Genomic DNA, 23,309 nt, shown 5'->3' on the forward strand with positions numbered 1-23,309 from the left:
AGCCATGCACAGTTACGATTACGCATTGCTGCTGGCCTTTTTCGCCCTGGTGCTGCTGCCGGCGCCCTGGCTGGGCCGCTTCTACTACAAGGTGATGGAAGGCCAGCGCACCTGGCTGAGCCCGCTGCTGGGGCCGGTGGAGCGAGGCTGCTACCGGCTGGCCGGGGTCGACCCTGCCACCGAGCAGAGCTGGAAGACGTACGCCCTGGCGCTGCTTGCCTTCAACCTTGCAGGCTTCGGGCTGCTGTTTGCCGTATTGCTGCTGCAAGGGCACCTGCCGCTGAACCCGCAGCACCTGCCCGGCCAGGAGTGGTCGCTGGCGTTCAACACCGCCGTCAGCTTCATGACCAACACCAACTGGCAGTCCTACAGCGGCGAAGCCTCGCTCAGCTACCTGAGCCAGATGCTCGGCCTCACCGTGCAGAACTTCGTCAGCGCCGCCACCGGCCTTGCCGTGCTGGTCGCGTTGTGTCGTGGCATTGCCCGACGCTCGGCCAGCACCCTGGGCAACTTCTGGGTCGACATGACCCGCGCCACCCTCTACGGGCTGCTGCCGCTGTGCCTGCTGCTGGCGCTGCTGCTGGTATGGCAGGGCGTGCCGCAGACCTTCACCGATTATGTGCATGCACTGACCCTGCAGGGCGCCGACCAGGTGATCCCGCTGGGCCCGGCTGCCAGCCAGATCGCGATCAAGCAGCTGGGCACCAACGGCGGCGGCTTTTTCGGGGTGAACTCGGCGCACCCGTTCGAGAACCCCAGCGCCTGGAGCAACCTGTTCGAGGTGGCCTCGATCATCCTGATTCCGGTGGCCCTGGTGTTCACCTTCGGCCACTACGTCAAGGACCTGCGCCAGAGCCGCGCGATCATCGCCTGCATGCTTGCGCTGTTCGTGATCGGCGGCGCCACCGCGCTGTGGTCGGAGTACCAGCCCAACCCCACCCTGAACAGCCCGCTGGTGGAACAGACCGCCCCCCTGGAAGGCAAGGAGAGCCGCTTCGGCACCACCGCCAGCGTGCTCTGGAGCGTGACCACCACCGCGGCCTCCAACGGCTCGGTGAACAACATGCACGACAGCCTCAACCCGCTCAGCGGCATGGTCGCGCTGGTCAACATGATGGTCGGCGAGGTGATTTTCGGCGGCGTCGGCGCCGGGCTCTACGGCATGCTGCTCAACGTGCTGATCGCGGTGTTCCTGGCCGGGCTGATGATCGGTCGTACCCCTGAATACCTGGGCAAGAAGCTGCAGGCCCGCGAGGTGCAACTACTGGTCGCCACGCTGCTGGTGATGCCGGTGGGCGTGTTGGTGCTCGGCGCGCTGGCCACCAGCCTGCCGGGGCCTGCCGCCGCGGTCAGCAACCCGGGCCCGCACGGCTTCAGCCAGTTGCTGTACGCCTACACCTCGGCCAGTGCCAATAACGGCTCGGCGTTTGCCGGGCTGGGCGCCAACACCACCTTCCACAACCTGATGATCGGCCTGGGTATGTTGATCGGGCGCTTCGGCTACATCCTGCCGGTGCTGGCCCTGGCCGGCAGCCTGGCGCTGAAGAAGAGCGCGCCGGTGGGCCAGAACAGCTTCCCGACCCATGGCCCGCTGTTCGTCACGCTGTTGCTGGTGACCATCCTGCTGATCGGTGGCCTGACCTTCCTGCCGGCCCTGGCCCTGGGCCCGGTTGCTGAATACCTGAGCCTGGGCTTGTGAGGAGCCGACCATGAACCTGCCTGTTTCCGAAGTGAAGGCGGCCCCGTCCGCCACTGCCCGCACCACCTTCGCCGCGCTCTGGCGTCCGGCCCTGGTGCAGGCATTCGTCAAGCTCGACCCGCGCCAGCTCAAGCGCGCCCCGGTGATGCTGGTGGTGGAACTGACCGCTATCTTCACCACCCTGCTGTGCCTGCTGCCCAGCGACGTACCCACCGGCGTATCGGTGCAGATCGCCGTGTGGCTGTGGTTCACCGTGCTGTTCGCCAACTTCGCCGAGGCCCTGGCCGAAGGCCGTGGCAAGGCCCGCGCCGACAGCCTCAAGGCCGGCAGCCAGGGCCTGAACGCGCGGCGGCGCATGGCCTCGGGCGAGTTCGAGGTGGTGCCGGCCAGTGACCTGCGCAAAGGCGATGTGGTGCGTGTGGATGCCGGGGAGATGATCCCCGGTGACGGCGAGGTGATCGAAGGGATCGCCGCGGTCAACGAGGCGGCGATCACCGGCGAGTCCGCACCGGTGATCCGCGAGTCTGGCGGCGACCGCTCTGCGGTCACCGGCAACACCCGGCTGGTGTCCGACTGGCTGCTGGTGCAGATCACCAGCAACCCGGGCGAGTCGACCCTGGACCGCATGATCGCCCTGGTCGAGGGCGCCAAACGCCAGAAGACGCCCAACGAGGTGGCCCTGGACATCCTGCTGATCGGCCTGACGCTGATCTTCCTGGTGGTAGTGGTCACGCTGCAGCCCTTCGCGCACTTTGCCGGCGGCAGCATCCCGATGGTGTTTCTGGTGGCCTTGCTGGTGACCCTGATCCCCACCACCATCGGCGGCCTGCTGTCGGCCATCGGCATCGCCGGCATGGACCGCCTGGTGCGGCTCAACGTGATTGCCCGTTCGGGGCGTGCAGTGGAAGCGGCCGGCGATGTGCACGTGCTGCTGCTGGACAAGACCGGCACCATCACCTTCGGCAACCGCCGTTGCAGTGCGGTGCACGCCGCCCCCGGCATCACTGCCCGCGAGCTGGGCGAGGGCGCCTTGCTGGCCTCGCTGGCCGACGACACCGCCGAAGGCAAGTCGATCGTCGACTACCTGCGCCAGTTGCATGACTTCACCCCACCCGACGCTGCACACCTGGTGCCGGTGGCCTTCAGCGCCGAAACCCGCCTGTCGGGCGTCGACTTCGGCGCCCAGCGCTACCGCAAGGGCGCGGTGGATTCGGTACTGGCGTTCGTCGGCATGCAGCGCCTGGACCTGCCGGCCGCCCTGGCCCGTGAAGTCGACCGCATTGCCCAGAGCGGCGGTACACCGTTGCTGGTGTGCGTGGACAAACGCCTGCTGGGCGTTATCCACCTCAAGGACGTGGTCAAGCCCGGCATTCGCGAGCGCTTCGCCGAGCTGCGCAAACTGGGCATTCGCACCGTGATGGTGACCGGCGACAACCCGCTGACCGCGGCGGCGATTGCCGCCGAGGCCGGGGTCGACGACGTGCTGGCCGAGGCCACGCCGGAGAAGAAGCTGGCACGCATTCGCCAGGAACAGAACGACGGGCGCCTGGTAGCCATGTGCGGCGACGGCGCCAACGACGCCCCGGCGCTGGCCCAGGCGGATGTCGGCATGGCCATGAATGACGGCACCCAGGCGGCCCGCGAGGCGGCCAACATGGTCGACCTGGACAGCGACCCGACCAAGTTGCTGGATGTGGTACAGGTGGGCAAGGAGCTGCTGGTGACCCGTGGCGCGCTCACCACCTTTTCCATTGCCAACGACGTGGCCAAGTACTTCGCCATCCTGCCGGCGCTGTTCGCTGCGATCTACCCGCAGCTGGGCGTGCTCAACCTGATGCAACTGGCCAGCCCGCAGAGCGCCATCGTCTCGGCGATCGTGTTCAACGCGCTGATCATCGTGGTGCTGATCCCGCTGGCGCTGCGCGGGGTACGGGTGCAGGCCGCCAGCGCTGCCCACCTGCTGCGGCGCAACCTGCTGATCTACGGTCTGGGCGGGCTGCTGGTGCCGTTCGTGGGGATCAAGCTGATCGATCTGGCGCTCAATGCGCTGCACCTTGTGTGAACTGGGAGATGAACATGACGACGCTAGTACGCCCGGCCCTGAGCCTGATTGTGCTGATGACCCTGATCACCGGCGCGGTGTACCCGCTGGTGGTCACCGGGGTCGCCCAGGTGGCGTTCCCCGAGCAGGCCAACGGCAGCCTGCTGCGCGACGACAGTGGCCAGGTGCGCGGCTCGCGCCTGCTGGCCCAGCCGTTCAGTGGCGCGGGCTGGTTTCAGCCGCGGCCCTCGGCGGCCGACTATGCCACGGTGTCCAGCGGTGCCAGCAACCTGGCGCCGAGCAACCCGGCGTTGGCCAAACGCGTGGGCGAGCAGGCCCAGGCGCTGTATGTGCCGGCACAAGGCCCGGTGCCGCTGGCGCTGCTGACCACCTCCGGCAGCGGCCTGGACCCGCACCTGCCGCCAGCAGCCGTGGCCTATCAGCTGGCGCGGGTGGCAGCGGCGCGGCAATTGCCGCTGCCCACCTTGCAAGCCCTGGTGGAGCAGTCCACCCTGCACCCACTGGTGGGGCCGCCGGTGGTCAATATCCAGGCCCTGAATGCGGCCCTCGACCAGCTCGCACCTGCTTCGAAATAAGGACGTGTGTCGACCATGAGTGATTCTGAACGCGCCGATGCGTTGTTGGCCGAGTTGCCGCGCGAGGGGCGCGGCCGGCTCAAGGTGTTCCTGGGCGCAGCGCCCGGCGTAGGCAAGACCTACGCCATGCTGCAGGCCGCCCATGCGCAGTTGCGCCAGGGGGTGAGGGTGCTGGCGGGCATCGTCGAAACCCATGGGCGCAGCGAAACCGAGGCGCTGCTGGGCGGTTTGCCGCAACAGCCGCTGGTGCGCTCCGAGTACCGTGGCGTGCAGTTGGAGGAAATGGACCTGGACGGCCTGCTCAAGGCCGCCCCGCAACTGGCGCTGGTGGACGAGCTGGCCCACAGCAACGCACCCGGCAGCCGCCACGCCAAGCGTTGGCAGGACGTGCAGGAGCTGCTGTCGGCCGGTATCGACGTGTACACCACGGTCAACGTGCAGCACCTGGAAAGCCTCAATGACCATGTGCGCGGCATCACCGGCGTGCAGGTGCGCGAAACGCTGCCCGACTGGGTGCTGCAGGAAGCCTTCGAACTGGTGCTGATCGACCTGCCGCCGCGCGAGCTGCTCGAACGCCTGCGCGACGGCAAGGTGTACGTGCCGGAGCAGGCGCGGGCGGCGATCGATGCGTTCTTCACCCAGACCAACCTGACGGCCCTGCGCGAGCTGGCGATGCAGACCGCCGCCGCCCAGGTCGATGCCGACCTCGCCCACGGCTACCGCAGCCTGGGCCAGGATGCGCCGGCGCTGCGTGGGCGCCTGCTGGTGGGGGTGGATGGCGATGCCCAGGCCGAGCGCCTGGTACGTCATGCCAGCCGCGTGGCACAGCGCCGCCACCTGCCCTGGAGCCTGGTGCACGTGGACAACGGCCGCCTGCGCGACGAAACCGCACGCCAGCGCCTGCAGGCCGCCCAGCAGCTGGCCGAGCGGCTGGGCGGCGAAGTGGTGGTGCTGCGCGCCGGCGAGGTGGCCAACACCTTGATCCAGCATGCGCTGGAGCGGCGTGCGAGCCTGGTGCTGGTGGGCCAGTCGCGTGATCGGCTGCGTCGGCGCTGGTTCGGTGCCGGTGTGGCGGCGCGCCTGTTGCGCGAGGCCCACGGGCTGGAAATCAACGTGCTCGACCGCGACGCACAGCCAGAACCGGTCAGCGCGCCGGTGGCGCGAGCCTGGGCCTGGCGCCACTACCTGCTGGCGCTGCTTGCCACCGTGCTGGCCAGTGCACTGGCCTGGGGCGTGGCCGGGGTGCTGGCGCTGCCCAACATCTCGCTGGTGTTTCTGGCAGCAGTGCTGCTGGTGGCGGTGCGCAGCAGCTTGGGCCCGGCGCTGGTGTGCGCCGCGCTGTCGTTTCTGGCCTACGACTTTCTGTTCATACCGCCGAATTTCTCGCTGAGCATCCAGCGCGAGGAGGACGTGCTGACCCTGGTGTTCTTTCTGCTGATGGCCGCCCTGACCGGCAACCTGGCGGCGCGCCAGCGGCGTCAGTTGCAGGCGCTGCGCGAAACCCAGGAGCAGACCGGCCAATTGCTGGACCTGACCCGCCGGCTGACCGCGGCCACCGACCGCCAGGCGGTGTTCAATGCCGCCAGCCACCACCTGGAGGGCTGGACGGACGTGCAGATGTGCCTGCTCGAACGCGATGCCGAAGGTCGCCTGCAGGTGGCCAGCGGCGGTGCCCTGCAGTTCAACGACACCGAGCGGGCGGCCGCCGACTGGGCCTGGCAGCATGACCAGGCCGCCGGCCTTGGCAGCGACACCTTGCCCAACGGGCGCTGGTGGTGGTGGCCGCTGTCGGTGGAGGAAGGCCCGCTGGCCCTGCTGGGGGTACGCCCGCGCGAGGGCCAGGTGCTGACGGCCCAGCGCCGGCGCCTGCTCAAGGCCCTCAGCCAGCCATTGGCCCAGGCCCTGGCCCGGGCGCGGCTGGCCGATCAGCTGGAGGCGGCGCGCCTGCACGGCGAAACCGAACAGTTGCGCAGTGCCTTGCTGGCCTCGGTGTCCCACGACCTGCGCACCCCGTTGACTGCCATGCGCGGCAGCATCGACAGCCTGCTGGCACTGGGTGAGGCAATCAGTCAGCACGACCGTCGCGAGCTGCTCGAAGGCACCCGCGACGAGGCCGAGCGCCTGGACCGTTACATCCAGAACCTGCTCGACATGACCCGCCTGGGGCATGGCGGGCTCAAGCTCGCGCGCGACTGGGTGGCGCCGACCGACATCGTCGGCAGCGCCCTGAGCCGCCTGCGAGTGGTGCTGGCCCCGTTGCAGTTGCGCACCGAGGTGCCGGCAGAGCTGCCGCTGCTGTTCGTGCATGCCGCACTGATCGAGCAGGCCCTGATCAATGTGCTGGAGAACGCGGCGCGCTTCTCGCCGGCCCACGGGCGCCTCGAACTGCGGGTGAGTGTGGAAGGCGAGCAGCTGTGCCTGGCCGTCGCCGACGAGGGCCCGGGGATTGCGCCGCAGGACCGGGCGCGCATCTTCGACATGTTCTACACCGCTGCGCGCGGGGACCGGGGCGGGCAGGGCACGGGGCTGGGGCTGGCGATCTGCCAGGGCATGATCGGCGCCCATGGCGGGCAGATCCGTGTAGAGGACGGCATCGATGGCCGTGGCACCTGCATCACACTATGCTTGCCGCTTCCGGCCCAACCTGAACTGGACAGCGAGACCCCATGAGCCAGACCGCGACCGTGCTGGTCATCGACGACGAACCGCAGATCCGCAAGTTCCTGCGCATCAGCCTTGGCTCGCAGGGCTACAAGGTGCTGGAGGCGGGCACCGGTGCCGAGGGCCTGAGCCAGGCGGCGCTGGGTCGGCCGGAGCTGGTGGTGCTCGATCTGGGGTTGCCCGACATGGACGGGCAGCAGGTGCTGCGCGAACTGCGCGAATGGAGCCAGGTGCCGGTGCTGGTGTTGTCGGTGCGGGCCAGCGAAGTGCAGAAGGTCGAGGCGCTGGACGGCGGGGCCAATGACTACGTGACCAAGCCGTTCGGCATCCAGGAGTTTCTGGCGCGGGTGCGCGCGTTGCTGCGCCAGGTGCCCCAGGCGGTGGCCGAAGAGTCGGCGCCGCGCTTCGGCCCGTTGACCGTGGACCTTGCCTACCGGCGCGTGACCCTGGCGGGCGAGGAGGTGGCGCTGACCCGCAAGGAGTATGCGTTGCTGGCGCAACTGGCGCGTCACCCGGGGCGGGTGATCACCCAGCAGCAGTTGCTCAAGGATATCTGGGGCCCCACCCATGTGGAGGACAGCCACTACCTGCGCATCGTGGTGGCGCATGTGCGGCAGAAACTGGGGGACGACCCGACGGCGCCGCGGTTCATCGTGACCGAGCCGGGGGTGGGGTATCGGTTGATCGGGCCGGAGCAGGCTTGAGGGCCTCTTCGCCGGCCTAGCGCCTTTCGGCCTCATAGTTGTCCAGCGTATCGCGTGCAATCTCGCGTCCCAGCGCGATCAGCTCCGGCGCCTTGTAGAACTCGAAGAACCGGCACACCCGCTTGGGCACGTTGATCAGTACATCCGGCGGGTAGCCGGCGATCTTGTACTGCGCCAGCGACGTCTGCATCACCTCGAAGCTCTGGTTGATCAGGTCCAGCAGCGAAGCCGGGCCCACGTTGTCGACAATGAACGAGCCGGCCGCCGATTTCGGCGCGCCGTCAGTCTCGGGCGCCGCCGAGGGCTGCTGCGCCTCGGGCTCGGCCGCATCGCTGAGCCACGGGTTGGGCGCCGCCTGCTCGATGCGGATCAGCCCTTCGGCGGCCTTGCGCCGGAACGGCAGGTGCGAGCCCAGCGAGTTGATCAGGTTGTCGAAGCGCAACTTGAACGCCGCCGGCCGCTCGATCACCGGCAACTGGTAATGCTTCTGGTTGGTGGAGTTGAGATTCACCGCCACGATCAGGTCGCAGTGGCTGGACACCACCGGGATGATCGGCAACGGGTTGAGGATGCCGCCATCGACCAGCATGCGGTTGCCCTGCACCACCGGGGTGAACAGGCTGGGGATCGCCGCCGAGGCGCGCATGGCCTGGTGCAGGCAGCCTTCCTGGAACCAGATCTCCTGCTGGTTGGTGAGGTCGGCCGCCACTGCGGTGTAGGGGATGCGCAGGTTCTCGATGTTGACCTCGCCGACGATCTTGCGGATCTGCCCGAACACCTTCTCGCCGCGAATCGCGCCCAGTCTGAAACTCACGTCCACCAGGCGCAGCACATCCAGGTAATCCAGGCTCTCGATCCAGCGTCGGTAGTCGTCGAGCTTGCCGGCGGCGTAGATGCCGCCGATCACTGCGCCCATCGAACAGCCGGCAATGCAGGCGATGTCGTAGCCGCGCCGCTCCAGCTCCTCGATCACGCCGATGTGTGCATACCCTCGGGCGCCCCCCGACCCCAGCACCAGTGCTACGCGTTTGCTCATGGTCGTTCCTTGCGGCTGTTCTGCTCGTGGGCCTAACAATGCACCCATTCAGGGCTGTGCTTCAATCGTGACAAGCGCTGGGCTACGCTGAGCAGGGCACTTTTCAGCGTGCGTGCCGTCGAAGTGCCACCCCGAACATTTTCCTTTTGAGGTAACACCGATGAAAGCCTGGATCTGCCTGCCCCTGATTGCCCTGGTACTGAGCGGCTGCGCCGGCAAGACGGCGTACCGGGACAGCTGCGCCAATCAGCTGGATTCGGCCTGGAAGGAGCTGGACCTGGCCAAGGCCGAGGGCTTCGCCGGCACGGTCAGCTATTCCAAGGCCCTGTCGCTGCTGACCGGCGCCAAGACCCAGCAGCAGTTCGAAGCCTTCGAAGGCTGCAGCAACAAGGCCGAGAAGGCACGCTTCTACATCCGTGAATCGCGCGCCGGGCGCTGAGGGAGGACCAGGCCATGTCGGCAATGCTCGACCATGTGATCGCCCAGGTGCTGACCCTGCACGTGCGCCTGCTGGCCTGTCAGGCACGCCTGGCGGCCCATACCGACAGTGAGGCGCTGCATGACCTGCGTACCAGCGTGCGTCGCCTGCGCAGCCTGCTGCGGCCCCTGCGCGGGCTGCCGGGGGTGGACAAGCTGGAGGATGCTGCCGCCGAGCTGGGGCGCCTGACCACGCCGCTGCGCGATCGCGAGGTGCTGGCCGCGCAGTTGCTCGAACGCGGGCTGCCCGAGGTGGCCCGCCAGCAGCTTGGCGACCCGGCCCGCACCTTTGCCCGGGTGGCGGCCAGCGCCGAGCTTGCGCGGCTGCTGGCGATCATCGATGCCTTCCCGATGTTCCTGCGCGCGGCTCAGCGCCAGGGCCTGGTACGCCGCCTGGAGGCGCGGGTGGGCAAGCGCCTGCACAAGCAGTGGCGCAACCTGCAGGCTGCCATGAACGACCCGGCGCACGACCGCCACCGCCTGCGCCTGCTGATCAAGCGGGTGCGTTATGGCGCCGAGGCCTATCCACAGCTCGAACGCCTGCGCCCGGCCCTGCGCCGCGGGCTCAAGCGCGCCCAGGGCGATCTGGGCGACTGGCACGACCTGTTGCAGTGGCTGTTGCAGGCCGAGCAGCAGCCTGGCCTGGCGCCCTGCGTGGCGCACTGGCAGGCGCAACAGGCGGCGGCCGAGCAACGTGCCGACCGCACGCTGGAGACACTGCTGAGCGAAATCCAACGTCGATAAGTCGCGTGTTTGGCGCAAATGCGGCCTGTGCGCGGCGCGGCGGCTGGTTAACATCGCCACATTTGCCCACTGGTCGAGGTCCCGATGAATTTTTCCCAACTGCTCACCGCCGTGCGCCTGCAGCCCCAGGCGGTGACCATCCCGGCCGAATGGGCCCAGGGGCGTGCCTGTTTCGGCGGGCTGATGGCGGCGCTGGTGTACGAGGCCATGCACGCCAAGGTCGCCCCGGACCGTCCGGTGCGCTCGCTGGCCATCACCTTCGTAGGGCCGGCCGAGCCTGGGGTGCCGATCCGTTTCGAGGTGGAGCTGTTGCGTGACGGCAAGGCGGTCAGCTCGCTGCTGGGGCGCGCGGTACAGAATGGCCAGGTGGTGACCCTGGTACAGGGCAGTTTCGGTGCCGGGCGCGATTCGGTGGTGCAGGTGTCAGGGCTGGCGCCGGTGCCGATGAAAAGCCTTGGCGAGTCCAGCCCCGAGTTGCCCTTCATCAAGGGCGTGACCCCCGAGTTCATTCGCCACCTGGCCATGCGCTGGGGCATTGGCGGCTTGCCGTTCAGCGATAGCCGGTCGCGCGAAATGGGCGGCTGGGTGCGCCTGCGCGGTGAGGATGTGGTCGAGGAGCCGGTGACCGAAGCCCACCTGCTGGCGCTGGTCGATGCCTGGCCACCGGCGTTGATGCCGCACCTGAGCAAGCCCGCTGCCGGCAGCACCCTGACCTGGACCATCGAGTTCGTGCAGCCGGTGGCCAGCCTGACCACCCTGGACTGGTGCCAGTACTGCGCCCAGATCGACTACGCGCGTGACGGCTACGGCCATGTGGCGGCCGCCTTGTGGAACGGGGCCGGTGATTTGCTTGCCATCAGCCGCCAGACGGTGACCGTGTTCGCCTGAATCACTGGCGCTGGCGCTCCACCGCCACACCGGCCAGCATGCCGATGACGCCGACGGCCAGGGTGCCCAGGTCGGCGTCGAGCGCGCCGCTCAATACCAGCAGCGCGCCGATGGCCAGCAGCGGCAGTGCAATCAGCTGCAGCGCGATGTTGGTGGGGGTACGAGGGGCGTGATGCCAGTGGGGCAGGTGAAACAGGTGCTTGTTCATCACGGTTCTCCTCAAGGTGCAAAACGGATAACCCAAGCGTAGTTTGGCCCCCGCCAGGGGGCCAATTGCGCGCGGCTATCGGGTTTATAGCTTGAGTTGACCGATGGCCTTGTTCAGCTCGCCGGCCAGGGTGGCCAGTTCGCTGCTGGTGGTGGCCGAGTCGACGGTCTGCTGCACGGTCTCTTCGGTCACGTCGCGGATGCTCACCACTGCGCGGTTCATCTCTTCGGCCACCTGGCTCTGCTGTTCGGCCGCCACGGCGATCTGGGTATTGCTCTCGCGCATCTGCGCCACCGCGCCGGTGATCTCCGCCAGAGCCTCGCCGGCTTCCTGGGCCTGCTTGACGCAGTCGTCGGCCTTGAACGAGCTCTCGGTCATGAACTCCACCGCATCGCGGGTGCCGGCCTGCAGGGCAGAGACCATGGTGGTGATTTCATCGGTGGAGCTCTGCACGCGCTTGGCCAGGTTGCGCACCTCGTCCGCCACCACCGCGAAACCGCGGCCCAGGTCGCCGGCACGGGCCGCCTCGATCGCCGCGTTGAGGGCCAGCAGGTTGGTCTGTTCGGCGATGCTGTGAATCACCCCGACCACGCTGTTGATCTTCTGGCTGTCCTCGGCCAGTTGACGAATCATCTCGGCTGTCTGCTGCACGCCGGTGGAGAGCCCCGAGATCGACGACTGCACGCGGCTGACCACGTCCTTGCCGCTGCCGGCCAGGGTGTCGGCGCTTTGCGACAGGTCGCGTGTGGCACCGGCATGCTGGGCGATGTGGTAGACGGTGGCGGTCATTTCGTTGATGGCGGTGGCGGCCTGGTCGGTTTCGCTCTGCTGGCCGAGCATGCCGTGGCGCACCTCGTTCATGCTGGCGGCCAGGCGCGCGGCGCCGGCATCCAGCTGCGCGGCGGTTCGCGCCACGGTGTTGACCACGCGGTGGTAGGTGGTCTGCATGGCGTTGAAGGCGCTGGCCATCTGGCCGATCTCGTCGCCGCAGGACAGCGGCACCCGTGCCGACAGGTCACCGGTCTTCTCGACGTGCAGCATCACGTCCTTGAGGATGTTGAGCTGGCTGAGCAGGAAGCGGATCAGCAACTGCGAGGCGCACAGCATGGCCAGCATCAGGATCAGTACGCACACCGCATAGTTGACGAAGCGGTCGGTGAACACCTGCGCCATGCTCGGGGCCTGGGCCAGTACCGCGATCTGCTGGCCATCGCGCTGGATGACCTGCGCGCCGATCAGCGGGTCGCTGCCCAGCAGCGGCATGCCGTTCAGCTCGACCCAGCCCTGGGCAGTGGCCAGGGCCGGCAACGCCTGGCCATCGAAGGTGGGCGCCTGCCCGGGTGTGAAGCTGACCCAGGTGGCGTTCTGCGGCAAGGCCTGGCCGGCGGGCCAGGCGGCCAGCAGGCGGGCTTCGGATTGCACACGGGCCTGGGCCGTCTCGGCCCTGGCGCGGGTTTCCAGGTGCACCGCATACAGCACCACGAACAGGGTTGTGACGAAGGCGACTGCGTTCACCGCCCAGAACTTGTACTTCAGTGAGATATTGCTGAGCCAGGCACCCATGGATAGGTCTTCTCTGATTGAGCGGAAACAATTTGGCAAGGTGCCATCAGTGTGCCAGCCAATTCAAAGACAAATCTTGATATGCGTCAAACTATGTCGGGGAGCCCGAAGAAGCGCCGGGCGCAGTCGCTGGTGTGCGCAGCCACTTGCTCGGGTGTCTCGCCCCGGTGCAGGGCCACTTCGCGCAGCACTTCGGGCAGGTAGGCCGGTTCGTTGCGACCGCTTTTGGGTTTGGGGCGCAGGGTCCGGGGCAGCAGGTAGGGGGCGTCGCTCTCCAGCATCAGGCGGCCAGTGGGGATGCTGGCAACCAGCGGGTGCAGGTGGGTGCCGCGACGTTCGTCGCAGATCCAGCCGGTGATGCCGATGTGCAGGTCCAGGTCCAGGTAGCTGAACAGGGCGCTGCGCTCGCCGGTAAAGCAGTGCACCACGGCGGCGGGCAGGCGGTCGCGGTAGTCCTTGAGAATCTGCAACAGGCGTTCGTTGGCATCACGCTCGTGCAGAAACACCGGCATCTGCAGCTGCACCGCCAGTGCCAGTTGTTCTTCCAGGGCCTTTTCCTGTTGCGGGCGCGGCGAGAAGTCGCGGTTGAAGTCCAACCCGCATTCACCCACCGCGTGCACCCGTGGCTGTTCGAGCAGCGCGCGCAGATGGCGCGCGGTGTCGCTGTTCCAGCTGCTGGCATCGTGGGGGTGTACACCGGCCGTGCTGAACAGGCGCCGGGCCTGCGGGTCGAGTTGCTCGCACAGGTGTAGCGCGGCTTCGCTGCCGGCCAGGCTGGTACCGGTCACCAGCATCTGATGCACCCCGGCGGCCTCGGCACGCTGCAAGATGGCCTCGTGCTTGCCGTCGAAACTTGGGTTGGTCAGATTGACGCCGATGTCGATGAGTTGCATGGTGCTACCTCAGGTTGTGCGGCAAAAGCGCTTGGCAGCGCCGAAAAATACCAATAACGCCAAGAACTTCAAGAAGTTGTCGCGGTCTTTTGCGGTCAATTGTCACGGACCGACCGCTCATTATGGCGTCAAATACTCAATCGCGGCCCTTTGCCGGAGACCGGATGACGCGATCACTTTGGCTTTTTTTGCTGTGTGTGGGCCTGCTGTGCGCCGGCCCGGCCCACGCACGCCTGCCTGGCCCGCAGCAGGCGGTGCCTGCGGCCAAGGTGCGCGACCTGGCGCAGATCCGTGAAAGCCGGGTGTTGCGCGTGCTGGTCAACCAGAGCCGCAACAGCTCCGGCGAGGTCAAGGGCCAGCCGGTGGGCATCGAATACCATCGGCTGATCGCCTTCGAGCACTACCTCAACGGGCGTGCCCGTGACGGTCAGCAGATCCGCCTGAAGATCATCCCCAAGGCCAAGGACCAGTTGATCGGCGCATTGCAGCGTGGCGAGGGCGATCTGGTGGCGCCCGGCGAGCTGATCGATTTGAGTTCCACCCGCGGGGTGATGGCCAGCGACCCGGTGCTGGAGAATGTGCCGCTGGTGCTGGTGGGGCGCAAGGGCGAACGGACCTACCAGCGCGTCGAGCAGCTTGCCGGCCGCACCGTGACCCTGACCAGTTCGAGTGCGGCAGGCGATACCCTCCACGAAATCAACCAGCGCCTGGCCCTGCGCAAGCTGGCGCCGCTCAAGGTGGAATGGGCGGACCCCAGCCTTGCGGTGGAGGATGTGCTGGAAATGGTGCAGGCCGGCATCTTCCACCTGACCGTGGTCGAACAGCCGATTGCCCGGCGCTGGGCGCAGGTGATGCCCAAGCTGCTGGTGCAGCGCAAGGTGCAGCTGGCCCAGCCCGCGGCGATGCATTGGTACGTGCGCCGCGACGCGGCGATGCTGCACGCCAGTGTCGATCGCTTCCTCAAGGGGTATCACGCCCCGGCCGATCAGGATGTGGCGTTCGAGCGTATCTACCGGCGCCTGTACAAGGTGCATTACCCGCTGGCCCAGGCCAACCGCCAGCGCCTGGAAAAACTGCGGCCGGTGCTGCAGCGTCACGCCCAGGCCCAGAACCTGGATTGGCTGAACCTGGCGGCACTGGCGTTCAAGGAGTCGGCCCTCGACCCGGCGGCCAGGGGCGCAGGTGGCGCCCATGGGCTGATGCAGATCACCCCCGGTGCGGCGCAGCGGGTGGGGATCAGCGATATCGACAATGTCGATGGCAATGTACAGGCCAGCGCGCGCTACCTGGCACTGATCCGGCGCAAGTTCTTTTCCAGCAACCAGCTCAACGAACGCGAGCGCATGGCGTTCGTGCTGGCCGGCTACAACCTGGGGCCGGAGCGGGTTCAGGCCATGCGGGCCGAGGCGCGGCGACGCGGCCTGAACCCCAACCAGTGGTTCTTTCAGGTAGAGCGTGTGGCGCTCGAGCAGGTGGGAATGGGGCCGGTCAGCTATGTTAATAGCGTCAACAAGTACTTTCTGGCATTCGACCGCGAACGCGACGCGCTGGAAGCCCGGGGACGAAAAGTGGCCTCACGCAAGTAATCGAAAATTACGATTGGTATGTGCAGATAATCGCGATTTTAACATTTGAAAATATGATTAAGATGGCGACCTCTACCACACACCTGCATCGCTTAAGGAAGACAGCATGAACGCCATCAACTCCGTATTGTTCACCCGCGCCGGCTGGGGCATTACCGTACTGCGCATCTTCATCGGCATCATTTTCATGGCCCATGGCTCGCAGAAGCTGTTCGGCCTGTTTGGTGGCGGTGGGCTGGCAGGCACCGCGCAGTACATGGAAAGCCTGGGGCTGACCCCGCCGACACTGATGGCGGCGCTGTCCGGTGGTGCCGAGTTCTTCGGCGGGCTGGCACTGGTCATCGGCCTGCTGGCACGCCCGGCGGCCCTGGCGCTGGTGGGGTTGCTGCTGGTGGCGATTTTCTCGGTGCACATCGGCAACGGTCTGTTCATGGCCAACAACGGCTATGAGTTCGCCCTGGCGCTGCTGGGTGGCGCGATTGCGGTACTGGTGGAAGGGGCGGGCAGGGCGTCGGTGGACCGCATGATCGCCAAGTGAGCCTTGGCGTTGTGGCACAAAAAAGGGCCTGCATTGCAGGCCCTTTTTTGTGCCCGACCCGGCTGCTTGCTTCTGCGGCAACGCAGGCGCCTTCAGGGGCGCCGGCAAGTGCAGGAACCGGCGTCGCCGTCGAATGCGAGAAACTCGCTTGTTTTTCCGGCGTCCGGGTCGTTTATCAGACGATGGCATTGTTGACAGCCGGGCCGGCGCTTCTCTAGGATGCTGGCTTGCGCCGATTTAAACAGCTACTTGCGGGGCGCAGGAAGACCACCAGCAGGTCGTCCGAATACCGCTAAAGCGCTGGTTCGGTGACGCCTCGCACCGCAGCCCAGCGGGATCTGCGAGGCACAGAGAAGTACACCATGAGTTGCCCACGTACCAGCGTTTGCCTCACCCCTCTCCCTACCAGTCAGGCGGCTCGCACGCCGCGCATTCTGCTGAGCGGCAAACACCAGCCGACCCTGCTGCGCTACCTCGATGGCTGGCCCCGCCCCAAAGGCCGCGCCACGGCGTTCCTGATCCAGTTCGCCGACTCCTGCGAAACCCTCGCCCGGTTCGGCAACGACCGTTTCGACCTGGCCGTGGTGCAGGCGCCCTCGAGGGCCGATGCCGCCGAAGTGATCCACCACTTGACCCGCGTCGCCCGCCAGGGCTTGATCACCCGCGCCTGATCGCTCAGGGGTACTCGATCTCGACGATGTACACCGTCTGTTCGCCAGTCGGTGTCTGCACCCGCACTTCAGCGTCCAGCGCCTTGCCGATCAGGGCGCGGGCCAGGGGCGAATCGATGCTGATCAGGCCCAGTTTCAAGTCCAGCTCGTCGGGCCCGACGATGCGGTAGCGCGATTGTTCGCCGTCTTCGTTCTCGACCGTGACCCAGGCCCCGAAGTACACCTTGTTCGGGTCGCTGGGCCGCTCGCTCACCACTTTCAGGTTTTCCAGGCGCTTGGTCAGGAAGCGCACGCGGCTGTCGATTTCGCGCAGCATCTTCTTGCCGTAGGTGTACTCGGCGTTTTCCGAACGGTCACCTTGCGCTGCTGCCTCACTGACCGACTGGGTCACCTGGGGCCTGCGCACATGCCACAGTTCATGCAGCTCGGCGCGCATGCGCGCCTCGCCCTGTGGGGTGATCAGTGCGGTGCCGGCAGTGCGGGGCGGGCGGTATCGGCTCATGGGCTTCCAGGCTCGGGTAGGTAGCCGCCGAGTCTATCAGCCCTCGCGAAGCACTGTCAGCGGGCTGGCATTGAGCGCCCGGCGCGTGCCGAATACCCCCGCACCCCCCACCAGCAACGCACCGATCACCGGCAACAGCAGCAGCCACGGGTGCGGGCTCCAGTGCAGGTCGAATGCGTAGCGGTACAGCAGCAGGCTGATCAGTTCGGTGCCCAGCGCCGCGAGCAGGCCGCTGGCAGCGCCCAGCAGGCCGAACTCGATGCGCCGGGCCTTGACCAGCAGGCTGCGGCTGGCGCCCAGTGCCCGCAGCAGCGCACCCTGGTGGATGCGCTCGTCCAGGGTGGCCTGCAGCCCGGCGAACAACACGGCCAGGCCCGCCGCCAGCACGAACAGCAGCACATACTGTACCGCCAGGGTCACCTGGGCCAGGATGCTGCGCAACTGCTCCAGCAGCGCATCGACCTGCAGGATGGTGGCTGCCGGGAACGCTCGCGACAGGGCCACCACCTGCTGGTCGTGGCCTGGGGCCAGGTAGAAGCTGGTGAGATAGGTGGTCGGCAGGTCCTGCAGGGTGCCGGGCTGGAAGATCATGTAGAAGTTGGGCTGGAAACTGTCCCAGTTGACCGTGCGCAGGCTGCTGACCTGTACCTGGCGCTCCAGGCCACCGATGCTGAAGGTCAGGGTGTCGCCCAGCTTGAGCTTGAGGCTCTCGGCCAGCTGCGCCTCCACCGACACGCCGGGCAAGGCATCGGCCGTTGGCTGTGCCTGCCACCACTGGCCGGCGCTCAAGGTGTTGCCCTGGGGCAGGTCGGCGGCCCAGGTCAGGCTCAGGTCGCGCTGGACGGCGCGGTCACCGGTGGATTCCTTGCTGACGATCTCGCGCACCGGCTCGCCATTGATGAGCGTCAGGCGCCCGGGAATCACCGGGAACAACGGCGCGGCATGGACCGAGAATTCGTTCAGGCGCTGGGCGAAGGTGTCCTTGTCGTCCGGCAGGATGTTGAGCACGAAATAGTTGGGAGCATCCTTGGGCAGCTGGTTCTGCCAGGTGTCGAGCAGCTCGGTGCGCAGCAGGGCGATCAGGGCCATGGCCAGCAGGATCATGCCGAAGGCCAGCGACTGGCCTGCCGCCGCCAGCGGATGCTTGAGCAGTTGCCCCAGGCCCAGGCGCCAGGCCAGCGGGGCGCCGGCCAGCAGCCGGCGCAGGCTGCGCAGGCCGAGCAGCAGCAGACCGCCCAGCACCAGCGCGGCCACCAGACCACCGCCGAGCAGGGCGAAGGTCAGCAGCAGGTCCAGGCTCAGGCGCCACATGATGAGGCCCAGGGCCAACAGCGCTGCGCCATACACCAGCCAGCTGCTTGCCGGCACCGGCAGCAGGTCGCGGCGCAGTACACGCAGCGGCGGCACCCGGCCCAGCGCTGCCAATGGCGGCAGGGCGAAGCCGGCCAGCGCCACCAGCCCGGTGGCGATCCCGGCCAGGGCCGGGGCGATGCCACCTGGCGGCACCTGCGAAGGCAGCAGGCCCTGTAGCAGGGCGAACAGACCCAGTTGCGCCAGCCAGCCGAGCAGTGCGCCCCCCAGGGCTGCCACGCTGCCCAAAATCGCCAGTTGCAGGCAGAACAGGCTCAGCGCCTGGCGCCGGGACAGGCCCAGGCAGCGCAGCAGGGCGCTGGCATCGAAGCGGCGCATGGCAAAACGGCTGGCCGACAGCGCCACGGCCACGCCGGCCAGCAGCACCGCCACCAGGCTGGCCATGTTCAGGTAGCGTTCGGCCTTGCCCAGTGCACCGCCGATCTGCTGGTTGCCGTCACGCGAGTCGCGCAGTTGCTGGTGGGCGGCAAGCCCCGCCTTGGTAGCCTGGGTGTAGCTTGCCAGGGCCTGGGGCTCGCCGCGCCACAGGTCGCGGTAGGTGACCCGGCTGCCGGGCTGCACCACGCCGGTGGCATCCAGGTCGGCCAGGTTCATCAGCACCCGCGGGGTGAGGCTGTAGAAGTTGCCGGCGCGGTCCGGCTCATAGGTCAGCACGCGGCTCAGACGCAGGGTCTTCATGCCCACGTCGACGCTGTCACCGATCTTGAGGTTCAGCGCCGCCAGCAGGCGCGACTCGACCCAGGCTTCGCCCGGCGCCGGACCACCGCCGGCCACCTCCGGCCCGTAGGCCTCGGCGGCACTGCGCAGCTCCCCGCGCAGCGGGTAACCCGTGCCGGCAGCCTTGACACTGGAGAGCTGGATACCGTTGTCGGTGGCGATCACGCTGGAGAACTCGACCACTTTCGCATGGGCCAGGCCCAGCTGTTCGCCGTTGCGGATCTGTTCCGGGGTGGCCGGGGCGCTGCCCTGCAGCACCAGGTCGGCGCCAAGGAACTCGGTGGCACGCAGCAGCATGGCGCCGTTCAGGCGGGCGCCGAAGTAGCCGATGGCGGTGCTGGCGGCCACGGCCACCAGCAGGGCGAAGAACAGCACGCGCAGTTCGCCGGCGCGTGCATCGCGCATCAGTTGACGCAACGCCAGGCGCGGCAGGCGCAGAAACGACAGGTGTGCCATCTAGGGCTCCAGCGGGGTGACCAGGTGGCCGGCTTCCAGGCGAATCAGCCGGCCGCAGCGGTGCGCCAGGCGTTCATCGTGGGTGACCAGGACGAGGGTGGTGCCGCGTTCCTTGTTCAGTTCGAACAGCAGGTCGCTGATGCGTTCACCGGTGTGGCTGTCGAGGTTGCCGGTGGGCTCGTCGGCGAACAGCACCGCAGGCTCGGCGGCAAAGGCGCGGGCAATTGCCACCCGCTGCTGCTCGCCGCCGGACAACTGGCGTGGCGAATGGCTCAGGCGCTGGCCCAGGCCGACCCGTTCGAGCAGGCTGCGGGCGTGTTCGCGGGCATCGCGGCGTCCGTCCAGCTCCAGGGGCAGCATCACGTTCTCAAGGGCATTGAGGCTGTCGAGCAGCTGGAACGACTGGAACACGAAGCCGACATGCTCGGCGCGGACCTGGGCGCGCTGGTCTTCGTCGAGCGGGCCCAGGTCGTGCCCGGCCAGTGTCACCGAGCCTGCACTGGGCAGGTCGAGGCCGGCCAGCAGGCCGAGCAGGGTGGACTTGCCCGAGCCGGAGGCGCCGACAATGGCCAGGCTGTCGCCCTGTTTCAATTCCAGGCTCAGTTCGTGCAGGATGGTCAGGTCGCCTTCCGCGCTGGGGACCACTTTGCTAAGGTTGCGCGCAGTCAAGATGCTGGGGCCCATGGAGAATCCAATGCGAGTGTGGTTATTGAGTGCAGGCCTGGCCTTGCTGTGCATGGCCCAGGGCGCATCGGCAGGAACGGTGTTGATCGTTGGGGATAGTATCAGTGCCGCTTTTGGCCTGGATACCCGTCAGGGGTGGGTTGCCCTGCTCGAACAGCGGCTCAAGGCCGAGGGTTTCGATGACAAGGTGGTCAATGCCTCGATCAGTGGCGACACCAGTGCCGGGGGCCAGGCGCGGCTGCCTGCGCTGCTTGCAGAGCACAAGCCCAGCCTGGTGGTGGTGGAGCTGGGTGGCAATGACGGGCTGCGCGGGCAGGCACCGGCGCAATTGCAACAAAATCTTGCCTCGATGATCGATCGCTCCCGTGATGCCGGTGCCAGGGTGCTGCTGCTGGGCATGCGCCTGCCACCCAACTATGGCAAGCGCTACACCGATGCGTTCGCACAGGTGTATGCCGATCTTGGCAAGGAAAAGGACGTGCCGCTGGTGCCGTTCTTTCTCGAAGGGGTAGGTGGCGTGCCCGAGCTGATGCAGGCCGATGGCATCCATCCGGGGCAGGGCGCCCAGGCGCAGTTGCTGGAAAATGCCTGGCCATCAATAAAACCGCTGCTTTGACGCTTTTATACTGATCGGCTTTCGGCTAATGTTGCGCCCCCGATTTGGAGCCCCCGATGCCGCGTCCCGCCTGGTCCCTGTATGCCTATCAATTGATCGAGCCTGACGAACAGCTTGACCTGTTCGCCTGCCAGGAGAGTCGCGTCCACCTGATCGCCCGCCAACTCGAACTGGGCGGCTCCGTCGACCGTACCCTGTGTGGCACCCTGCTGCCGGCGCAACCGCGCTGGTCGGGTGTGGAGCGCAGCATCTACAGTGACCAGCGCCTGTGCCGCCTGTGCCGGGCGATCCTCGAGGCGCAGCGGCGCGGCACGCGTCCGGTATGGCCCGAGCTGCAGGCCTGACGTCGGATCTTTTACGTTTGGCAAGGGTTCTGTGCCCGGATGCCTCCCGATCCCGCAGGGGGCGGTGTACAATTGCCCGCTTGACCCACCTGAATTAGCGAAGGATTTCCCGGATGTTGCCGCGCTTTCCCGCCGTCACCCGTTGCCTGTCCCTGGCCGCCCTGCTGGCGGCGGGCCCTGTTGCCGCTCTGGAGTTCCCCCTGCCGCCGCCGGGCGAGGATGTCATCGGCCAGGTCCAGGTGATCAAGGCCAAGTATGAGGACACCTTCGCCGACATCGGTACCGCCAACGACCTGGGCTACCTGGAAATGGTCGCGGCCAACCCGGGCGTGGACCCCTGGTTGCCAGGCGCCGGCACCGAGATCGTGCTGCCGACCCGTTTCATCCTGCCGCCGGGCCCGCGCGAAGGCATCGTGATCAACCTTGCCGAGTACCGCCTGTACTACTACCCCAAAGGCGAGAACGTGGTGCACACCTTCCCGCTGGGCATCGGCCGCGAAGGCTGGGGTTCGCCTATTGCCAACACCAAGGTCACGGCCAAGACGCCGAACCCGACCTGGACCCCACCGGCCTCGATCAAGGCCGAGCACGCCGCCGACGGTGATCCGTTGCCCAACGTGGTGCCGGCCGGCCCGGACAACCCGCTGGGCCCGTTCAAGTTCACCCTGGGCGTACCGGGCTACCTGATCCACGGTTCCAACAAGAAGTTCGGCATCGGCATGCGTACCAGCCATGGCTGTTTCCGCATGCTCAACAACAACGTGCTGCAACTGGCGAGCATGGCCCCGGTGGGGACTTCGGTGCGCATCATCAACGAGCCGTACAAGTTCGGCCTCAGTGGTGGCAAGGTCTACCTCGAGGCGCATACTCCGCTGGATGACAAGGGCGACCCGTCGGTGGTCGACAAGCACACGGCAGTGATCAATGCCCTGCTCAAGCGCGAAGACCTGGCCAACAACCTGCGCATGAACTGGGACATGGTGCGTGACGTGGTGGCGGCCGAAGATGGTATCCCGGTAGAGATCGCGGTGCCGGGTGACGCCAGTACGCCGATGGTATCGAGCGTTCCGCTCGAAATGCAGTAACCCGCCTGTGTTTGCACGAGGCCCGCTTCATGCGGGCCTCGTCGTATGCGCAGGACGGTTCTGCAGACAATAAAAAAGCCGACCCACAGGTGGGTCGGCTTTTTAACAATCCCGAGGGATTATTACTTGCGGCTGGCTTTTTCCAGCATACGCAGAGCGCGCTCGTTAGCTTCGTCAGCAGTTTGCTGAGCTTTCTGAGCGGCGGCCAGAGCGTCATCAGCCTTGCGGTAGGCTTCATCGGCACGAGCTTGTGCACGGGCTGCTGCGTCTTCGGTTGCAGTCAGACGGGCTTCGGTTTCTTTGGAGACGCTGCTGCAACCGGTGGCCAGTACTGCGGCCAGAGCCAGAGCAGAGAATTTCAGAACGTTGTTCATCGTGTTCCCCTTCAAGGACTTTCTATTAAAGAGCCATCTCTCAACAAAGAGAAACTGGCCGGCGTACATAGTACCCATTACTTGTAGTAAGTAAACTGACCGAGCGCAAGAACCGGAAAAAAATTGCGCGGTTGCGCAGGCCGCCCCGGCGGGGGTGTGAAAAGAATGCAGGCGCTTTTGTAGCGGCGCTGAAACACCGCTGTAAATGCGTCTTTGTAGTGAACTAAAAGTGACTCCAAGTGTCATTGTTCGTCTTACCACTACATCATCCGGCTACTGTTGGCAGTGTGGCTCGCTGCCGTGTTCGCATGCTGCAAGTGCAGGTTTTTTACGATCAAGTACCTTGAGCATCTGTGCACTGGGCGCCTACTATTTGTGGGTGCTCAGTTGCCAGAGAACAACCAGGCTGTTCTCGCTGTCCAAAGGGGCACGGGGTGGCGTAGAGGTTCCTTCGCCGGACAAACATCGGTAAGGTAAGGGTCTGACGAGAAGACCCGCGAGGAGTAGTGATGAGCGAGGCGTTGTCCATCCACCATGACCAGGCTGGTCATCAGTTCGAGACCAATGTGGACGGTCATCGTGCCTACCTGACCTACATGGACCTGGGTAAGCAGACATTGGATATCTACCGCACGTTCGTGCCCAATGCGCTGCGTGGGCGAGGCATCGCTGCGGCGCTGACCGAAAAGGCCCTCGCCTATGCCGAGGACATGGGCTACACCGTGATCCCCTCGTGCTCCTATGTCGAGCGCTACATGGAACGTCATCAAAAGCATTCCAACAAGGCCTGAGCCTGCTGACACCCTGTTGAAAACGAAAACGCCGGGCATTGCCCGGCGTTTTCGTTGATGGCTT

The 23,309-nt window shown here is 66.6% G+C and carries 23 protein-coding genes; 15 read left to right on the plus strand and 8 right to left on the minus strand.

All coding sequences use genetic code 11. The features are described 5' to 3' along the window. Positions 1–4: 4 nt before the first annotated feature. The 5 genes from kdpA to N0B28_RS09005 are packed head-to-tail and all read left to right on the plus strand — an operon-like array spanning position 5 to position 7,701. Entirely contained in the window at positions 5–1,699 is a 1,695-nt protein-coding gene (gene kdpA, locus N0B28_RS08985; RefSeq protein WP_054915683.1) for a potassium-transporting ATPase subunit KdpA, read from the plus strand. A gap of 10 nt (positions 1,700–1,709) precedes the next feature. Further along, positions 1,710–3,761 carry a potassium-transporting ATPase subunit KdpB gene (kdpB, locus tag N0B28_RS08990; protein ID WP_043863105.1) on the plus strand — a complete coding sequence of 684 codons (2,052 nt, stop codon included), beginning with the start codon at positions 1,710–1,712 and terminating at the stop codon, positions 3,759–3,761. Between the two features lie 14 nt (positions 3,762–3,775). After that, a complete protein-coding gene (gene kdpC / locus N0B28_RS08995) occupies positions 3,776–4,336 on the plus strand; it encodes a potassium-transporting ATPase subunit KdpC (RefSeq protein ID WP_275731533.1) in 561 nt (186 codons plus the stop codon). Positions 4,337–4,351: 15 nt separating this feature from the next. Next, complete coding sequence (locus N0B28_RS09000; RefSeq protein WP_043863104.1) at positions 4,352–7,006, plus strand: sensor histidine kinase KdpD; 2,655 nt, start codon at positions 4,352–4,354, stop codon at positions 7,004–7,006. Beyond that, a complete protein-coding gene (locus N0B28_RS09005; RefSeq protein ID WP_043863103.1) occupies positions 7,003–7,701 on the plus strand; it encodes a response regulator in 699 nt (232 codons plus the stop codon). Before N0B28_RS09000 ends, N0B28_RS09005 begins: the two co-directional genes overlap by 4 nt. Before the next feature lie 16 nt (positions 7,702–7,717). On the opposite strand, the gene N0B28_RS09010 is transcribed toward N0B28_RS09005, so the two are convergent. Further along, the gene (locus tag N0B28_RS09010; RefSeq protein ID WP_078480475.1) at positions 7,718–8,737 is read right to left on the minus strand and encodes a patatin-like phospholipase family protein; all 1,020 of its coding nucleotides are present in this window, start codon (positions 8,735–8,737) and stop codon (positions 7,718–7,720) included. Positions 8,738–8,897: 160 nt separating this feature from the next. Here N0B28_RS09010 and N0B28_RS09015 point away from each other — a divergent pair, with 160 nt between their 5' ends. The 3 genes from N0B28_RS09015 (at position 8,898) to N0B28_RS09025 (ending at position 10,846) form a co-directional block, all read left to right on the plus strand. After that, positions 8,898–9,176 (plus strand): hypothetical protein, encoded by a 279-nt coding sequence (locus N0B28_RS09015; RefSeq protein WP_043863101.1) that lies wholly within the window; start codon positions 8,898–8,900, stop codon positions 9,174–9,176. Positions 9,177–9,190: 14 nt separating this feature from the next. Continuing rightward, positions 9,191–9,958: a CHAD domain-containing protein gene (locus tag N0B28_RS09020; protein ID WP_100634710.1), complete on the plus strand. Its 768-nt coding sequence runs from the start codon at positions 9,191–9,193 to the stop codon at positions 9,956–9,958. 84 nt (positions 9,959–10,042) lie between these two features. Next, positions 10,043–10,846: a thioesterase family protein gene (locus N0B28_RS09025; RefSeq protein ID WP_275731536.1), complete on the plus strand. Its 804-nt coding sequence runs from the start codon at positions 10,043–10,045 to the stop codon at positions 10,844–10,846. A gap of 1 nt (position 10,847) precedes the next feature. Here the strand turns inward: N0B28_RS09025 and N0B28_RS09030 are convergent, their stop codons facing one another. The 3 genes from N0B28_RS09030 to N0B28_RS09040 all read right to left on the minus strand — a co-directional run bounded on the left by N0B28_RS09030 (position 10,848) and on the right by N0B28_RS09040 (position 13,510). Next, the gene (locus tag N0B28_RS09030) at positions 10,848–11,054 is read right to left on the minus strand and encodes a hypothetical protein (protein ID WP_229590391.1); all 207 of its coding nucleotides are present in this window, start codon (positions 11,052–11,054) and stop codon (positions 10,848–10,850) included. 84 nt (positions 11,055–11,138) lie between these two features. Continuing rightward, positions 11,139–12,617 carry a methyl-accepting chemotaxis protein gene (locus N0B28_RS09035; RefSeq protein WP_054915686.1) on the minus strand — a complete coding sequence of 493 codons (1,479 nt, stop codon included), beginning with the start codon at positions 12,615–12,617 and terminating at the stop codon, positions 11,139–11,141. 86 nt (positions 12,618–12,703) lie between these two features. Next, positions 12,704–13,510, minus strand: a complete 807-nt coding sequence (locus N0B28_RS09040; RefSeq protein WP_043863097.1) for a TatD family hydrolase — start codon at positions 13,508–13,510, stop codon at positions 12,704–12,706. 164 nt (positions 13,511–13,674) lie between these two features. Here N0B28_RS09040 and N0B28_RS09045 point away from each other — a divergent pair, with 164 nt between their 5' ends. From N0B28_RS09045 to N0B28_RS09055, 3 genes are all read left to right on the plus strand, one after another. Beyond that, a complete protein-coding gene (locus N0B28_RS09045) occupies positions 13,675–15,096 on the plus strand; it encodes a transglycosylase SLT domain-containing protein (RefSeq protein WP_275731538.1) in 1,422 nt (473 codons plus the stop codon). 106 nt (positions 15,097–15,202) lie between these two features. Beyond that, complete coding sequence (locus N0B28_RS09050) at positions 15,203–15,634, plus strand: DoxX family protein (RefSeq protein ID WP_043863095.1); 432 nt, start codon at positions 15,203–15,205, stop codon at positions 15,632–15,634. 362 nt (positions 15,635–15,996) lie between these two features. Further along, positions 15,997–16,305 carry a hypothetical protein gene (locus tag N0B28_RS09055; protein ID WP_054915688.1) on the plus strand — a complete coding sequence of 103 codons (309 nt, stop codon included), beginning with the start codon at positions 15,997–15,999 and terminating at the stop codon, positions 16,303–16,305. A gap of 4 nt (positions 16,306–16,309) precedes the next feature. Here N0B28_RS09055 and greB read toward each other — a convergent pair whose 3' ends face one another. Genes greB through N0B28_RS09070 form a run of 3 tightly spaced genes read right to left on the minus strand, consistent with a single transcriptional unit; the run spans position 16,310 to position 20,035 of the window. Beyond that, the gene (gene greB, locus N0B28_RS09060) at positions 16,310–16,807 is read right to left on the minus strand and encodes a transcription elongation factor GreB (protein ID WP_043863093.1); all 498 of its coding nucleotides are present in this window, start codon (positions 16,805–16,807) and stop codon (positions 16,310–16,312) included. A 36-nt stretch (positions 16,808–16,843) separates the two neighbouring features. Beyond that, positions 16,844–19,351 carry an ABC transporter permease gene (locus N0B28_RS09065; RefSeq protein WP_054915689.1) on the minus strand — a complete coding sequence of 836 codons (2,508 nt, stop codon included), beginning with the start codon at positions 19,349–19,351 and terminating at the stop codon, positions 16,844–16,846. After that, positions 19,352–20,035: an ABC transporter ATP-binding protein gene (locus tag N0B28_RS09070; protein WP_043863091.1), complete on the minus strand. Its 684-nt coding sequence runs from the start codon at positions 20,033–20,035 to the stop codon at positions 19,352–19,354. It abuts the gene before it with no gap. A 10-nt stretch (positions 20,036–20,045) separates the two neighbouring features. On the opposite strand from N0B28_RS09070, the gene N0B28_RS09075 reads away from it, so the two are divergent. The 3 genes from N0B28_RS09075 to N0B28_RS09085 all read left to right on the plus strand — a co-directional run bounded on the left by N0B28_RS09075 (position 20,046) and on the right by N0B28_RS09085 (position 22,080). Continuing rightward, positions 20,046–20,651, plus strand: coding sequence for an arylesterase (locus tag N0B28_RS09075; protein WP_043863090.1), 606 nt, complete (start codon positions 20,046–20,048; stop codon positions 20,649–20,651). Between the two features lie 56 nt (positions 20,652–20,707). Further along, positions 20,708–20,995, plus strand: a complete 288-nt coding sequence (locus N0B28_RS09080) for a hypothetical protein (RefSeq protein WP_275731541.1) — start codon at positions 20,708–20,710, stop codon at positions 20,993–20,995. A 113-nt stretch (positions 20,996–21,108) separates the two neighbouring features. Then, positions 21,109–22,080: a L,D-transpeptidase family protein gene (locus tag N0B28_RS09085; RefSeq protein ID WP_275731543.1), complete on the plus strand. Its 972-nt coding sequence runs from the start codon at positions 21,109–21,111 to the stop codon at positions 22,078–22,080. Between the two features lie 122 nt (positions 22,081–22,202). Here N0B28_RS09085 and oprI read toward each other — a convergent pair whose 3' ends face one another. Beyond that, the gene (oprI, locus tag N0B28_RS09090; protein WP_037058464.1) at positions 22,203–22,454 is read right to left on the minus strand and encodes an outer membrane lipoprotei OprI; all 252 of its coding nucleotides are present in this window, start codon (positions 22,452–22,454) and stop codon (positions 22,203–22,205) included. Between the two features lie 509 nt (positions 22,455–22,963). Between oprI and N0B28_RS09095 the strand changes: the two genes are divergently transcribed. Further along, positions 22,964–23,245, plus strand: coding sequence for a GNAT family N-acetyltransferase (locus N0B28_RS09095; RefSeq protein WP_043863087.1), 282 nt, complete (start codon positions 22,964–22,966; stop codon positions 23,243–23,245). Positions 23,246–23,309: the final 64 nt, after the last annotated feature.

It is taken from the genome of Pseudomonas sp. SD17-1 (genome assembly GCF_029201585.1).
Taxonomy (GTDB): domain Bacteria; phylum Pseudomonadota; class Gammaproteobacteria; order Pseudomonadales; family Pseudomonadaceae; genus Aquipseudomonas; species Aquipseudomonas palmensis.

Excerpts from the sequence above, each read along its gene's own strand:
- kdpA (WP_054915683.1), top strand. The coding sequence starts at position 5 with ATGCACAGTTACGATTACGCATTGCTGCTGGCCTTTTTCGCCCTGGTG.
- kdpB (WP_043863105.1), top strand. The coding sequence starts at position 1,710 with ATGAACCTGCCTGTTTCCGAAGTGAAGGCGGCCCCGTCCGCCACTGCC.
- kdpC (WP_275731533.1), top strand. The coding sequence starts at position 3,776 with ATGACGACGCTAGTACGCCCGGCCCTGAGCCTGATTGTGCTGATGACC.
- N0B28_RS09000 (WP_043863104.1), top strand. The coding sequence starts at position 4,352 with ATGAGTGATTCTGAACGCGCCGATGCGTTGTTGGCCGAGTTGCCGCGC.
- N0B28_RS09005 (WP_043863103.1), top strand. The coding sequence starts at position 7,003 with ATGAGCCAGACCGCGACCGTGCTGGTCATCGACGACGAACCGCAGATC.
- N0B28_RS09010 (WP_078480475.1), bottom strand. The coding sequence starts at position 8,737 with ATGAGCAAACGCGTAGCACTGGTGCTGGGGTCGGGGGGCGCCCGAGGG.
- N0B28_RS09015 (WP_043863101.1), top strand. The coding sequence starts at position 8,898 with ATGAAAGCCTGGATCTGCCTGCCCCTGATTGCCCTGGTACTGAGCGGC.
- N0B28_RS09020 (WP_100634710.1), top strand. The coding sequence starts at position 9,191 with ATGTCGGCAATGCTCGACCATGTGATCGCCCAGGTGCTGACCCTGCAC.
- N0B28_RS09025 (WP_275731536.1), top strand. The coding sequence starts at position 10,043 with ATGAATTTTTCCCAACTGCTCACCGCCGTGCGCCTGCAGCCCCAGGCG.
- N0B28_RS09030 (WP_229590391.1), bottom strand. The coding sequence starts at position 11,054 with ATGAACAAGCACCTGTTTCACCTGCCCCACTGGCATCACGCCCCTCGT.
- N0B28_RS09035 (WP_054915686.1), bottom strand. The coding sequence starts at position 12,617 with ATGGGTGCCTGGCTCAGCAATATCTCACTGAAGTACAAGTTCTGGGCG.
- N0B28_RS09040 (WP_043863097.1), bottom strand. The coding sequence starts at position 13,510 with ATGCAACTCATCGACATCGGCGTCAATCTGACCAACCCAAGTTTCGAC.
- N0B28_RS09045 (WP_275731538.1), top strand. The coding sequence starts at position 13,675 with ATGACGCGATCACTTTGGCTTTTTTTGCTGTGTGTGGGCCTGCTGTGC.
- N0B28_RS09050 (WP_043863095.1), top strand. The coding sequence starts at position 15,203 with ATGAACGCCATCAACTCCGTATTGTTCACCCGCGCCGGCTGGGGCATT.
- N0B28_RS09055 (WP_054915688.1), top strand. The coding sequence starts at position 15,997 with ATGAGTTGCCCACGTACCAGCGTTTGCCTCACCCCTCTCCCTACCAGT.
- greB (WP_043863093.1), bottom strand. The coding sequence starts at position 16,807 with ATGAGCCGATACCGCCCGCCCCGCACTGCCGGCACCGCACTGATCACC.
- N0B28_RS09065 (WP_054915689.1), bottom strand. The coding sequence starts at position 19,351 with ATGGCACACCTGTCGTTTCTGCGCCTGCCGCGCCTGGCGTTGCGTCAA.
- N0B28_RS09070 (WP_043863091.1), bottom strand. The coding sequence starts at position 20,035 with ATGGGCCCCAGCATCTTGACTGCGCGCAACCTTAGCAAAGTGGTCCCC.
- N0B28_RS09075 (WP_043863090.1), top strand. The coding sequence starts at position 20,046 with ATGCGAGTGTGGTTATTGAGTGCAGGCCTGGCCTTGCTGTGCATGGCC.
- N0B28_RS09080 (WP_275731541.1), top strand. The coding sequence starts at position 20,708 with ATGCCGCGTCCCGCCTGGTCCCTGTATGCCTATCAATTGATCGAGCCT.
- N0B28_RS09085 (WP_275731543.1), top strand. The coding sequence starts at position 21,109 with ATGTTGCCGCGCTTTCCCGCCGTCACCCGTTGCCTGTCCCTGGCCGCC.
- oprI (WP_037058464.1), bottom strand. The coding sequence starts at position 22,454 with ATGAACAACGTTCTGAAATTCTCTGCTCTGGCTCTGGCCGCAGTACTG.
- N0B28_RS09095 (WP_043863087.1), top strand. The coding sequence starts at position 22,964 with ATGAGCGAGGCGTTGTCCATCCACCATGACCAGGCTGGTCATCAGTTC.